This is a genomic window from Pseudomonadales bacterium, assembly GCA_041395665.1.
GTDB lineage: Bacteria > Pseudomonadota > Gammaproteobacteria > Pseudomonadales > UBA7239 > UBA7239.
This window is the reverse complement of sequence record JAWLAB010000006.1, coordinates 35,305-49,353: the sequence shown is the minus strand read 5'-3', so window position 1 is coordinate 49,353 and position 14,049 is coordinate 35,305. Positions and strand designations below refer to the sequence as shown.

Sequence of the window (14,049 nt, the reverse complement as noted above, 5' to 3'; positions counted from 1 at the left end):
TTACACTCTCCAAACAATAGCAAGACCCCAGAGGGTATAGGTGATCAAAACGCCAATGGCGAGGATCTCCAGCGTCAAACGCAAGGCTGTGCCCTTAGAGCCCAGCAAGCGCGTAGTGACATAGTCTGTCAACACCACCCAAATACCGATCCATGCGTGTGCGACGACCGACAGGAGTGCTGCAGTATTAAAGATGCGCATGCTGGTGAGCTGGTGCAGGCTCAACCAAGTGGGATAATCCACTGCGTCGTGTTGCAGCAACCAGCCAACAATGAAGAAGAAATACACAGCGATAACAACGCCCGATACGCGTTGTAGCAAGAAATCAGATAGGCCACTGCGACCAAAACTCGTAACCGACCTTACCATAACCATACTCCCGCCAGCGCAACACCGATAACTGTCGATACCACCACCAGCACAGCGCTTTTTCTGCCGCCTTCTAGTGACTCACCAATACCGAATTCCATAATCAAATGCCTGATGCCTGCAAACAAGTGGTAGATAAAGGCAGCAAGCACCGCCAACATCAGCAGTTTCATCAGTACAGAATCTAAGCAGGCAACGGCAGCCGCAAAATCTTCTGCAGAGCGCAAGGAGTAATCCAGCAGCCCCAGCAAAATAGCAATAGCAGCGATGAGCGCTACGCCTGAAACACGGTGCAGAATGGAAACGATGGCAGAGATGGGCTGCTTGATCGTGCCTATATCAAGGTTCACGGGACGCTTATCTATCACAGGAAGTCCTCAAATTAAGGATCAAAAAGGAGGGGTACCTAAGTACGGCGCGCATTATAGGACTACGGCATTTATATGACAAATCCCAATCCGCACTATCGAACCTATCGTGCATATCAACAAAAACCACAAGCAAAATTTCCAATAAATAAAACAAGCATTTTTTCTGTGGGATCACACGAAAACACGCTGGAACCACGGTAATTTATTGACAATTCGAGGAATCGCCCTATAGTTAACAAGGTTCTGCACGCGTCATTCGCATGCATTTTTTGTAGGTCTCTGATTTTATTTTTTGCGCCTACCTCGTTATTTCTGCATTTTATTTTTCCTGTACAGGAGCCCCCCATGACCGAGAAGAAAGCCACGCTGACGATTGATGGCCGCCAACCTATCACCCTGCCCGTTCAATCAGGCACCGTTGGCCCTGATGTAATTGATGTACAAAGTATTCTTGCACAGGGAGGGCATTTCACTTACGACCCGGGCTTTATGTCTACGGCGGCGTGTGAATCCAAAATTACTTTTATCGATGGCGATAAAGGTATTTTGTTGCATCGTGGCTACCCAATTGAGCAGCTCGCTGAAGAATCTGACTATTTAGAAACTTGCTACTTACTACTGAAAGGCGAACTGCCAAACGCGCAACAGAAAAAAGATTTCGATGCGCGCGTCACACAACACACCATGGTGCACGATCAAATCCACAAATTTTTTGAAGGCTTCCGTCGCGACGCTCATCCAATGGCAGTAATGTGTGGCGTGGTCGGTGCACTGTCAGCTTTCTATCACGACTCATTAGATGTTGCTGACGCGGAACACCGCGAGTCAGTAGCCATTCGTTTGATTGCCAAAATGCCGACACTGGCAGCGATGTGCTACAAATACAATGTAGGTCAGCCTTTTGTATACCCACAAAACGATATGGCCTACGCAGCTAACTTCCTCAACATGATGTTTGCTGTACCTGCTGGCGATTACCAAGTCGACCCAATCCTCGCGAAAGCCATGGATCGTATTTTTATTTTGCATGCCGATCACGAGCAAAACGCATCAACTTCTACCGTGCGTTTGGCTGGCTCAACCGGCGCCAACCCTTATGCCTGTATCGCTTCCGGCATCGCGGCACTGTGGGGGCCAGCACACGGCGGCGCGAACGAAGCCGTGTTGCAAATGCTGGGCGAAATTGGCTCTGTCAAAAATGTGGATAAATACATCGCGAAAGCAAAAGACAAAAATGACAACTTCAAGTTGATGGGTTTTGGTCACCGCGTGTACAAAAACTTTGATCCACGCGCCAAAGTAATGAAGAAAACTTGTGACGAAGTCTTGGGCGCACTCGGCATCAACGATCCGCAATTAGAGTTGGCAATGAAGCTAGAAGAAATTGCGCGTTCTGACAGCTACTTCATCGAGAAAAAGCTGTACCCGAATGTTGATTTCTACTCAGGCATCATTTTGAAAGCCATCGGCATTCCAACCAGCATGTTCACGGTAATCTTTGCACTGGCACGCACCGTGGGTTGGATTTCTCATTGGAACGAAATGCTGTCTTCGCCTTACAAAATTGGCCGTCCACGCCAGTTGTATACCGGCAGCCCACAGCGCGAATTTGTTCCCGTCAACAAACGCTAATTATCAAAAGTCATCAGCACCAGTGCCGAAGGTTCGGCACTGGCTGCTTGGCGGCGATGCCCCACGCGCAATAACTCAAACCCATTTTTTTGCCAAAACCGCACCACTTCGGGCGACGCACTAAAACTGCTGCCCACCGCACTCACGCCTTCCTCCTTTTTCCTCTGTACAATTTCCTGTAGCAACTGCGAACCCAAACCTTGTGCTTGGAATTGTGGATGCACTGCAATCCTCACCACTCGTGCCACACGCTGTTGTAAAAATTGCGGCTGCTGCAAATGAATCGCCAAACTCTGCACCAGCATATGCCCGCGTGGACGGCGCTTTCCTGCTGCAATTTCACTCGCCATGGCCGTATCGATTTCACCTTCCTCCACTAGCAAAGCCACCGCCAGTGTGCGCCCTTGCAGCACTAGGCGATAAATTGACACAGACGGCGCGTCCAATAAAAAACGCAGGTCATCCGGCGTGGTCCGGTAATGCGCAGAACGCAGTAATCCATAAATTTCATTCAGTAAAACTTCATCTTGAGCCAATTGCGCTTGAGAAATGGATTCAAAAATCACTGAGGAGACATTGATATCTACCTCTTTGAATACCGGAGCTTGAGCATTCAACAGCAAAGTGTCATACAGCCACTGTTGCAGTGGATCATTCTTCGCCCAACGAATTGGTGCATCCAAAGTCAAACGCTGCCATGCAGGAAACTGCTTATCCAATTCGTGCAAAAAACGCAGTACAAAACCCTGCCCTGTGCCTTCATAACCATCCGCTGTGGTCGCTAAAACAGCGTGAGGAAATCGCTCTAACAAAGCCAACAGCATAGGTAGAGGAATTGCCGCTGCTTCATCAATCAATAAAATATCTGCTGTTGCATTTTTATCGGCCAATAAATTATCGGGTGAAGAAAACGCCAAATCGTTTCCCGCGTAACGAAATACACTCGCTGCAGCGGCTCGTGAAGGAGCCACCAACAATACCGATTCGCCTTGCTCCATCCAATCTCTTGCGGCAAAGCCCAAGGTTGCGGATTTTCCACAGCCTCGATCCGCCAATAAAACAGATATGCCATTATGTGCTTGTAATTGCTGCAAACAATGCTGCTGTTCCGCTGTCGGAATTGCAGTAGTTCGTTGTTTTTTTACTGACTGAGGAACAACGATTGATGATAAAAACTCGTCATTATCTTCTTCTTCTCGCCAGTGAAAACACACAGCACTGCTCTCTGAGAAGTTTTCCAACGCAGTGCGAAGGCGCGCAAGAAAATGCGCAGAAAGATTTGCGCTATCGTGCGGATAACTCGCCAAACGCGCGTAATCGATATCCGGTGTCTTTCCCCATTGATTCCATGTTGGTGTCAGGATAATCAGCACACCACCCGCCACTACCACCGTGCCACACACCGCAGCAAGACAATCCGGTGACAAACCTGCGTGTGCATCCAACACAGCCATCGCGTATTCGCTGCCCAACACTTGTTTGGCTTTAGCAATCGTGATGGCTTCTGGATGATCAGCAGCATCACCAATCCAAACGCGTTGTGTTGCATTGCCATACCACACCGATGCGTATTCTTTGCACCACGCGTGAGTGCCAGATAGCACCAGCAACACACGATGTTGTTTTTGCCGTGCTGTACGCAATGCTTCTGCAAAATTTTTGGTTTTCAAACCTGTGGTTGCCCCTCTGTGCTTGCCGTGCATAATGGCCAGATGCCTTTCGTGAGACAAGCACCGTGCTCGACAGACTTCGCACCGGATATCACGCCGCCCGCCGCATCGGACAAACCAGTTTTGCACTGCAAAAAAGTGGCTGGCGCTGGCTGCGAGATCGCGACACACCACTGCCTGAATTAGCGCGCGACACAGCAGTAGCGCTCGGCTCGACTTACATCAAACTTGGGCAATTTATCGCCAGTTCACCTTCTCTGTTTCCACACGATTATGTAGAAGCATTTCAAAGCTGTTTGGATCAAACCAGCCCACTGCCTTTCAGCGTGATTGAAAAAGTTTTGAAACAAGATTTAGGCGCACGATTATCGCGCCATTTTCGTGATATCGACCCAACCCCCTTAGCATCAGCCTCCATTGCACAAGTGCATGCTGCGCGACTCGCTAGCGGTGAAGACATTGTGATCAAAGTGCAGAAGCCAGATGTCGAACACATACTCGCCACTGATTTTCAATTCATGCATCTTTCTGCTGCGCTGCTGGAAAAAATCAGCAAGCACATTCCAGAATCTTCTATCACTGATATGGTGGATGAAATTCGCAACGGCATGTTGGAAGAATGCGACTTCAAACGCGAAGCCAGCAACATCGCGCAATACAGAAAATTTCTCGACGATAACGCCATCACGCAAGTGACTGTACCTAAGGTGTACCAAACGGCTTCCAGCAAGCGCGTGTTGAGCATGGAAAGATTCTACGGAACACCACTCTCCAACACTGATGCTGTACACAGTATTTCTGCTAATCCTGAGCAAGCGCTGATTGACGCGCTCAACACTTGGTTTTTGAGTTTGACGCAGTGTCAGATTTATCACGCGGATTTACACGCGGGCAATGTCATGATGCTCAATGATGGCCGCATAGGCTTTATTGATTTTGGCATCGTCGGCCGCATCTCTGCTGACACTTGGGCTTCACTACTCGCGTTGATTGCATCCGTACCCATGAAAGATTTTCACGCTATCGCCACCGCCATGGCAGGCATGGGTGCAACCACTCGTGTTGTCAATGTGGCAGCCTTAGCCAAAGATCTCAAGCAGCTTTACCAGCAATTTGAAAATGATGACAGCAACAGTGATTTCTTAAACAGCATTACCCTGCAAGTTTCTAATATCGGACGCAAGTACGGCATCCGCTTCCCACGAGAATTTACGCTATTGTTAAAACAGTTTTTGTATTTTGATCGCTACATTCGCCTGCTTTCACCATCATTGGATATTTTTGATGATGAGCGCATTTTTCTTGGCAGGATGTAATTTACGCAATGAAAACCATAAAAGCCTTTTTGATTAACACTCTGCTTCTGATTATCTTCACCGCATTATCACTGTTAATGCTAGAACAAGGCTTTCGCTGGTGGCTGTTTGGTTGGAAAGCGTTTGATTATTCTGCCATGAAAAACAATGCGCCTATCAACAATACAGATTTTATCCAGCAATCACCCTTTGATGACATCTACTGGGCGCTAAAACCTAACTTAAACACTTCGTTCAAATTGGCGCAGCTCACCACCAACAGTTTTGGGCTTGCCGATAAAGAATATGCACAAGCAAAACCTGCCAATACTTACCGCATTGCGGTTCTGGGTGATTCTTACAGCATGGCATCTGGCGTTGATACAGATAAAAGCTATCACGCCCTGCTCGAAAAAAAAATGAATACACACAGCCGACAACCTTATGAGTTGGTTAACTTTGCTTTTGGCGGCTTTGGTTTGGAGCGCTACAACGCTACGCTACAGCACCTTGTTCCCGCTTGGCAGCCGGATGCCATCTTATTAGGGTTTTGCGCCTTTAACGATCAAGTAGCTTTACCACCAAAAACCGGCACCGTTCCTTTATTCATGCCACGCATCATCAACGGCTTTAACACTTCTTATGTGCGTGAATACTTTACTATGCAGAAAGCCAGTAAGCGTGCATTTCAGGATCGTTCGACAACGCAATACAATCAAAGAAATTGGGATTTTATTGACGGCCAGTTAAAAGAAATGCGTCGCCTTGCCAACAATATAAAACCAGACATGCCGATACTTTTAGCTTACCTTGATAATCGCGAGCACTCTGAAAGTGACATCAACACACTCTCTGCCCTAGCAAAAAAATACAACATCGCTTTTGTCGATACCACGCAGCCATTTCGTGGCACACGCATTGATGACTACAGCATACATTTACTCGACAGCCACCCAGACACCAAGGCGCATTTGCTATTTTCTGAAACACTCTATACCGCAATAAAAAACAATCATTTTTACAATTTTGAAGAAGCCGCGACGACACCATGATGCCTTTATCACGCCGCCGCTTTCTACAAGCCTCGCTGGCTACGATGGCAGCAGGTCTTTCATGCACTAGTTTTAGCAAAGAAATTAAGAAGCCTAATATTCTTTTTATTGCTTTTGATGACTTGAATGATTGGGTAGGCTGTTTGGGTGGTTACGCTGGCACGGTACACACACCCAATATTGATGCACTTGCCGCCAGCGGTACACTTTTCACCAATGCGCATTGCGCTGTACCGCTGTGCAATGCTTCGCGCACCAGCACACTCACAGGTTTGTCACCGCTACAAACAGGCGCGTTTTACAACAACACGCAGTGGCGCACATTGCCAAGCACCCAAAATGCCGTGCCAATTCCGCAGCTATTTCGCAACAATGGCTATCGCGCCATTGGCGCAGGAAAAATATTTCATTTTCACGATGCGCAATCTTGGGATGATTTTTGGCCCGACAATCTACACGGTGAACCCGACGACCCCATCAAGCCGGATTACAACCATCCGCGCAAAGGTGCGCCCTACTCCTACAAAGCAGATTTGCAATTTGACTGGGGAGCCATTGATACACCTATAGAAAAAATGCCCGATTACCAAACTAGCGAGTGGATTATTCGACAAATCCAATCACAGTCTAGTAAGCAGCCATTATTTATGGGTTACGGTATCGGCAAACCTCATCTGCCTTGGTATTTGCCCAAAAAGTATTTTGATCACTATCCACTCGATACACTGCAGCTGCCCGCTGTGTTGCAAAACGACCTCGACGACATTCCTCCTGCCGGTCGTGAATTGATCAACACCTACTTACAGGGCGACATGATTCGTGATGGCCTATGGAAAAATGCCGTGCAAGCCTATCTCGCCTCCATCTCGTTCGCTGACGAACAACTGGGACGCGTATTGCATGCATTACGCGCCTCACCACTGGCCGATAACACGCTGATTGTCTTGTGGTCTGACCACGGCTGGCATCTCGGCGAAAAAATGCAGTGGCGGAAATTAACACTGTGGGAGGAGGCAACGCATATTCCGCTAATTTTTAGTGGCCCTGGCGTGGCGACAGGTCAACGCTGCCATGCACCGGTCAGTCTGTTAGATATTTACCCCACATTGGCAGAGTACGCTCACCTACCTTTGCCCCATTCAGTAGACGGCAACAAGCTCACACCATTACTACACAACGCAAAAACACCGTGGCAAAACAAAGCGTTCACTGTGTGGCAAATGCATGGGCAGAATCATGTAGCAGTAGTCGACGAACGCTTTCGCCTGATACGCTACGCCGACGGAACAGAAGAGCTTTACGACCATGAAGTGGACCCTCATGAATGGCACAACAGCATCAATAAGGCCGAGTACCAGACTGTGCGTAAAAACCTTACAGCAGCAATGGATCAGTATTTACAAAACCATACTGCTCGTTAACATCTTCACCCCAAAGCCATCGCATTCAACAGCCAACAAACTGTTTGCGTTAATCTGCTCACTATTTTTTTTACTCACAACCGCACCGCATGCAGTAAGCGCAGACACCATTACGCAATACGAACCCAACACTTTATTACTAAGCAGTGATATTGCTGGAAAATATTCGCTGCAATCACACACCACTTTTTACGATCCCGGATTACAAGAGCCCAAACTAACTGATGTGATGCAATTACCTGATTCACATTGGGGGGCGCTGAACCAAAGACCGCTCACCTTAGCACTACACCGCCGCCACGCCATCTGGTATCGCACATTTATAAAAAACGATACACACGAAGCGCGGACACTCTATTTGCGAGACAGCAACCCAATCACAGACACGACCACTACCTTTGTATGCCTACAACCCGATGACGCGCATTCCTGTAATCCTGCAGCTGATTTATCTTTAGCAAAAAATTTGCAGTCTTTTTCGTTACAGCAAGGGCAATCTGTTGTGCTACTGACACAAAGCACCGGCTTTCACTCGCAATTTTTTACTTTGTCATTAACCTCGCCTGATGCGTACATTAGCCAGCAATATCGTCAGCGCCTTTACTTTGGGCTAATCAACGGAATATTGTGCGGATTGGCACTCTACTCCTTAATACTCGCCATTAAAATTCATCAAAAAGCCTACTTTGCCTATTATGTTTATGGAACTTTCTTGGCTGGGACTTTATTTATCCATCAAGAATTTCTCTATCCATTTCTTGGCGTAATATCAGATACATCTTTGACCAACCTCTCCATCATCATGCCATTGATTGTTGGTAGCAGCCTTGCTTTTTTTATTGCACATCACATCTATCACGAAAATCTCCCTTACAGAGTCAAATTATTTTTAGTCATTTATCTATCGATTAACATTTTAGTTATTGTTGCATTTCTACTTAATACACAGACCATACTTCTTATTCCTATCTACGACACAATATCATTCGCTGGCTTACTGTATTTTATCTATCTGTGTCTCTCGCAGAAAGATCAGTACAAACTCAGCAATACCTTGATGTGTGTCGGATTATTGATTCCACTGATTAACTGCATTATCGCCATACTTATTACGCTAGGTTTTATCAATGCACCTAAAAATTTCATGGCTCTTACGCAAACAGTAGAAGTTGTTTCAGCCACTCTGTTTGCTATAGCAATCCTCCTCAGCATCAGACGCCTACAAGAGGAAAATGAAGTACAAGCTCAGCTGGCAGCTGAAGCCAGCATTACCAGTACAGCACACAGCAACCTACTATCCCACCTGAACCATGAATTACGAACACCATTGAATGGCATTCTGGGTGCATCTGAAATACTGATGCACAAATCACACATACCCAAAGATCGCCGTGTGTTTAGCATGATCTATCACACCGCGCTGCCACTAAAACACCTTATCGAAGACATGGTGAGCGAAAAATCCATCAAGAAGAATCAAAACGAATTACAAAACACACGCTTTGATCTGCACAATCTCCTGCAAGAATGTATTGATATTTTCCTATTGATTGCTCACGATAAAAAAATTCGTCTGTATTTTCAGATGGATAACAATGTCACCAGCGACATCACAACTGATGCCAATAGATTGAGGCAAATGCTCATCAACCTAATTGGTAATGCCTGTAAATTTACTGCCAATGGCATTGTTGGACTACATGTTAGGCAAGATGCTGCCATTGGCGGCAGCGAGCATATCTATACTTTTGAAGTCATCGATAGCGGGCAAGGCATCAATAAAGAAGATGAAGAAAAACTTTTTCAAATTTTTGAATCAAACCACTCAACAAGTAATCCCAAAGGGTCTGGCGTAGGCCTTAGCATCGTAAAAGAATTAAGTCACACAATGGGCGGCAACTGTGGTTACAAGAAAAATACTACTACAGGTAGTACATTCTGGTTCAGCGCAAAAGTAAAAATACATCACAGCACACACAGAAAAGCGCACGGAGCATTCACAGGCCTAAGGGTAGTTTTAGCAGACCCAGACGCCAACCTTGTTAATGGCATTGCCCAAAAAATAGTTGATATTGCTGAAGATGTAGTGGCAGCCTGCACTAACGAACAAGTGAATCAGGCAATATACGGCCACACAATACAAGATTCTTTTATCACAAAAAAACCAGCTGATCTTATTGTGCTACACAAAAACTTTGCCACAGACAGCATTGTAAAGTTTATCAACAATAACAACATCGCATTACTGATCTATGAAGACTATGACGAGCTGGGAAATACCAGTGAATATCTTTCTGAACATCAAAATTATGACTTTATTTTTAGAAAGCCTTCAATCGATACTTTCACATTAAACATCGCAGAATCATTGATTAAAAAAGATAGAATCTTTCATATCAAACCAGATAAGTTGCCAGACGCATCAAAAAACATCCTGATTGCGGAAGATATACCTACCAATCAACTTATTATTGAAGAAATTATTAAATCAATTAACTTAAAGCCCATTACTCACAGTAACGGCAGACAAGCACTCGATGCATTTTATCAATACCACAAAAAAGGAGTGCCGTTTCGTACGATCATTATGGATTGCGAAATGCCCATTATGGATGGCTTCGAAGCAACAGAAAAAATTCGCGCATACGAGAAAAGCAACCAACTTACACCCGCATTGATTATTGCTTTATCGGCGCACACAGAAGCAGACTACCTCTTGCGCAGCAAACAATCCGGTATGGACATCTACCTCACCAAACCTGTCCGCGCAGACATACTGACTCAACACATTGAAAACCACATGAGAGGTCTGGCATGAATATCATCCAGACAAAAAGCGTGTATTCCGTACTGTTGCTGGCGTTCTTATTACTCACATTTCCAACATACTCAATCTCCGCAACCTCACAAGAAACTTCAAACATCAACTCTTGTAAGAAAATTTATTTAAGCACCAACACTAATGCCAACATAAGCTTAACAACCAAGGAGCACTCTGAAGCCAGCTTATTAGCAGCTACGGATAAAAACTTTCACCATCAAGGCAGCACTTGCTTCAGTCTAATTAATCCATCCGCCTCAGAAAAAAAAATCAGCATCTACCTAGAAAATGCTCGCGTAAGGCATGTCGAGCTACTCAATATCACACATTCAATACCTAGCCTAATCGGCATTAACGGTATGGAATACCCGCTAAAAAACTGGCAGCAGCTAGGCGCGGAATTATTTTTTGATCTCACTGTTCCAGCGAATACAACTGAAACTTTCAAGTTAAGTATTGGATCAATTTTTTCTTATAACAGCCTCGTAAAAATCCATGACACCAGTAAAAAACTCCATCTAATTCTGGTTCAACAGTCTATTGCTGGTGTTTTAGCTGGGTTTATTGGTGCATTGGTTCTTTACTCTGCCTTTCTCGGGTTTATATCAAAAGAAAAAACTTATTTATTTCTCTTTGGCTCCACTGCTTGTGTGACCTTACTTCAACTCAATGATATGGGCTTGCTGTACCTTGTCTGGCCAGAATCCCTGTACTGGAACAATGTTTGTTCTGGACTATTTGCCATAACCAGCACAATCTACGGCATTGCTCTAGCGAGAAGCTATTTATTAACAAAAAACAACACGCCAAAAATAGAAAAAATATTGGTTATTCTTTTTTGGTACACGATAGCGGCGCTGCCTTTACCACTTTTACAAAACGACACCCTGTACTATCTGCTGTATGCACTACCCACAGTGTCGATTACTCTGCCCTGCCTTGTTGTTGCCTGCGTAGCCAGAATGCGCCAAGGGTATTCACCAGCCAAACTTTATCTCTTTGCACTTTCAGCGCCTGTAATAGCTGGTTTGATTATTTTTCTGATGTATGCAGGCGTTCTTCCTTCTTCTCAAATAACACGCATTCTTCCTCTGGTAGGCACCGCCATACAAATTTTATTGTTGGGCTATGCTATTGGTGAGCGTATTCGATGGATTAAAAATCAAAAAAATGCATCCATCGCAACCACATTGCAGGCCAGAGCGGAATCCTCCGCTAAGAAAAATTTTCTTACACATGTCTCACACGAATTAAGAACACCCTTAGCTGGCATTATTGGGCTCACAGAAATAGCCAGAAAAAACCCTATCTACACAGACAACAAACAACTCATAGAAGGCATACACGACTCTGCAGAAGTCTTGCTGTCATCCGTCAATATGCTTCTTGACCATGCAAGACTGGACGCTGGCAAATGGAAAACCAACCACTCTATCTTCAGCTTGCAGCAACTGATTGACGATACGCTAGCTGCACACGCACAACTTGCTGAGAAAAAAAGCATCCGCATCAACACGCAAATAGCTCAAAACACACCCACCATGATTGATGGAGAAAAAAATATTATCCAGAAAATTGTAGACTGCATACTAGATTTCTCTATCGGCAATATGAGCCATGGAAATATTTTGGTAAAAGTTGAACCTGAAAAATTCAATGAGCAATATGCTATTAGGTTGGACATCATCGATACAGGCGATGGAATTTCTGAAGAACAAAGAGCTACTATTTTTGAAATTTTTGAACAACAAGACAAATCAACAACGCGCGAACAGCGTGGCATAGGAATCAATCTTTCTCTCGCCAGTAAACTATGTCATTTTCTGGGTGGCGACATGGGCTGCGAATCTAACCCATTACATGGCACGGCTTTCTGGTGCCATATTCCATGCAGACCATTAAAAGATAATCCTCTCTCAACAGAGAGTCATACCAAGTTAACGCCAACGGAGTTCTCTGCATCCCGCGATACTATTCTCGTGGCAGAAGACGACGAGACCCTGCAAATGATTATTGCTTCCCAGTTAGAACAATTAGGGAAAAAATTTCGCGTTTTCCCTAACGGCAAACCCTTGGTTGATGACTACATAAAAAACCACCACCAGATCGCCGCTATTTTTTTAGATTGGAATATGCCCATTTGCAATGCCAGCGCTGCTACGCTGTTAATACGCAATTTTGAAAAAGAGCAGAACCTCACCCCCATTCCCACTGTTATACTCACGGCTCACGATAAGGCCAGCACCAATGAACTCGGCTTACCTGCTGGCCTTCATGTGTTACATAAACCTATTACGATAGACGACCTCAGCCAGTTATTTACCACGCTCAAACAATGAATCAGCATTTTTATAACATTCAGGCATTGCGTGGCATCGCTGTACTACTAGTCATTTTTTTTCACATCACCGGTGTACAAATTAAATCCAGCGTCAATTACCCACTGCCAGAAATATTACAGTTTGGCGCAGTAGGCGTTGATATTTTCTTTCTAATCAGCGGTTTCTTGATGATGACCATCACACAAGAAATACGCCCTAACACAAAAGCCGCCGGTCACTTCTTTAAACGCAGAGCACTGCGTATATATCCCATGTATTGGGTCGTCAGTATTCCGATTGCTTATCTTTTATTTTTTGGCAGTCGCGAAGTATTAGCAGCACTCAAACTCAACCCAGATGCTGTACAACGCGTACAAGACCTGCCCATTTACTTATTAAAATCCGCCCTGCTATTACCGCAAGTCAACTTACCTCCATTGATGATTAGCTGGACACTCATCCATGAAGTGTATTTTTATTGTGCCTTTACTTTTCTTTTATTAATCCCCAACAGATTGCGCTGCTCTGTTTTATTGGCTTGGTCTTTGGCAACTTTACTCTTTTGGCTAGCATTGAAACCAACGCAGTACCAACCAATCAGCTATCTACTCTGCAACCCTCTAACATTGGAATTCACCACCGGTTGTTTTCTTGCCGTTCTACTGCGCCGCATCACGACGATTAGCTACAACCCACGTCTTATTTTTTTATTAGGCTGTATCACAATCGTTATCAGTTGGGTACTTTGGACAAGTAAAAATAATTATGAATTCCCCATCGCCGATGACAGAGTTCTGTATTTCTTATTACCCTGTACATTATTGATGGTCGGCGCAGTCACCATGGAGCAACAAAAAATTTATTTTTATCCTGTATTACACATGATTGGTGATGCCTCTTACTCCTTGTATCTCACACACATCATCGTGCTATCTATCGGTAGAAAACTATGGAAACTGCAAGGATTTGAGGACTCCCTTTTCAACCACCTTTGGTTTTGGCCAAGTTTATTTACCTGCGCGTTAATAGTTGGCGTACTTTCTTACCGCTATATAGAAAAACCACTATTACAGATAGGAAGAACTCGTCGACGCTAA

General features: G+C 44.9%; 10 protein-coding genes. 7 read left to right on the top strand and 3 right to left on the bottom strand.

What is annotated here, in order from left to right; genetic code table 11:
• On the bottom strand, positions 1–369 hold the full coding sequence (sdhD, locus tag R3E63_08965) for a succinate dehydrogenase, hydrophobic membrane anchor protein (protein ID MEZ5540052.1): 369 nt from the start codon (positions 367–369) through the stop codon (positions 1–3).
• Positions 363–737, bottom strand: a complete 375-nt coding sequence (gene sdhC, locus R3E63_08960; GenBank protein ID MEZ5540051.1) for a succinate dehydrogenase, cytochrome b556 subunit — start codon at positions 735–737, stop codon at positions 363–365. Before sdhC ends, sdhD begins: the two co-directional genes overlap by 7 nt.
• A gap of 348 nt (positions 738–1,085) precedes the next feature.
• Here sdhC and gltA point away from each other — a divergent pair, with 348 nt between their 5' ends.
• Positions 1,086–2,372, top strand: a complete 1,287-nt coding sequence (gene gltA, locus R3E63_08955; GenBank protein MEZ5540050.1) for a citrate synthase — start codon at positions 1,086–1,088, stop codon at positions 2,370–2,372.
• Here the strand turns inward: gltA and R3E63_08950 are convergent.
• Complete coding sequence (locus R3E63_08950) at positions 2,369–4,171, bottom strand: GNAT family N-acetyltransferase (GenBank protein ID MEZ5540049.1); 1,803 nt, start codon at positions 4,169–4,171, stop codon at positions 2,369–2,371. The two genes, gltA and R3E63_08950, sit on opposite strands and share 4 nt — an antisense overlap.
• On the opposite strand from R3E63_08950, the gene R3E63_08945 reads away from it, so the two are divergent.
• The 6 genes from R3E63_08945 to R3E63_08920 are packed head-to-tail and all read left to right on the top strand — an operon-like array spanning position 4,108 to position 14,049.
• Positions 4,108–5,358 (top strand): AarF/UbiB family protein, encoded by a 1,251-nt coding sequence (locus R3E63_08945; GenBank protein ID MEZ5540048.1) that lies wholly within the window; start codon positions 4,108–4,110, stop codon positions 5,356–5,358. The genes R3E63_08950 and R3E63_08945 overlap by 64 nt on opposite strands.
• Positions 5,359–5,366: 8 nt before the next feature.
• Complete coding sequence (locus R3E63_08940) at positions 5,367–6,389, top strand: SGNH/GDSL hydrolase family protein (protein MEZ5540047.1); 1,023 nt, start codon at positions 5,367–5,369, stop codon at positions 6,387–6,389.
• Positions 6,386–7,810 (top strand): sulfatase, encoded by a 1,425-nt coding sequence (locus R3E63_08935; protein MEZ5540046.1) that lies wholly within the window; start codon positions 6,386–6,388, stop codon positions 7,808–7,810. The genes R3E63_08940 and R3E63_08935 overlap by 4 nt, the downstream gene beginning before the upstream one ends.
• The gene (locus tag R3E63_08930; GenBank protein MEZ5540045.1) at positions 7,710–10,628 is read left to right on the top strand and encodes an ATP-binding protein; all 2,919 of its coding nucleotides are present in this window, start codon (positions 7,710–7,712) and stop codon (positions 10,626–10,628) included. Before R3E63_08935 ends, R3E63_08930 begins: the two co-directional genes overlap by 101 nt.
• Positions 10,625–12,970, top strand: coding sequence for a 7TM diverse intracellular signaling domain-containing protein (locus tag R3E63_08925; GenBank protein ID MEZ5540044.1), 2,346 nt, complete (start codon positions 10,625–10,627; stop codon positions 12,968–12,970). The genes R3E63_08930 and R3E63_08925 overlap by 4 nt, the downstream gene beginning before the upstream one ends.
• A complete protein-coding gene (locus R3E63_08920) occupies positions 12,967–14,049 on the top strand; it encodes an acyltransferase (protein MEZ5540043.1) in 1,083 nt (360 codons plus the stop codon). The genes R3E63_08925 and R3E63_08920 overlap by 4 nt, the downstream gene beginning before the upstream one ends.

Bases quoted from the DNA above. Each gene is read 5' to 3' on its own strand.
- gltA (MEZ5540050.1), top strand. From the start codon at position 1,086: ATGACCGAGAAGAAAGCCACGCTGACGATTGATGGCCGCCAACCTATC.
- R3E63_08935 (MEZ5540046.1), top strand. From the start codon at position 6,386: ATGATGCCTTTATCACGCCGCCGCTTTCTACAAGCCTCGCTGGCTACG.
- R3E63_08940 (MEZ5540047.1), top strand. From the start codon at position 5,367: ATGAAAACCATAAAAGCCTTTTTGATTAACACTCTGCTTCTGATTATC.
- R3E63_08920 (MEZ5540043.1), top strand. From the start codon at position 12,967: ATGAATCAGCATTTTTATAACATTCAGGCATTGCGTGGCATCGCTGTA.
- R3E63_08925 (MEZ5540044.1), top strand. From the start codon at position 10,625: ATGAATATCATCCAGACAAAAAGCGTGTATTCCGTACTGTTGCTGGCG.
- sdhD (MEZ5540052.1), bottom strand. From the start codon at position 369: ATGGTAAGGTCGGTTACGAGTTTTGGTCGCAGTGGCCTATCTGATTTC.
- R3E63_08930 (MEZ5540045.1), top strand. From the start codon at position 7,710: ATGAATGGCACAACAGCATCAATAAGGCCGAGTACCAGACTGTGCGTA.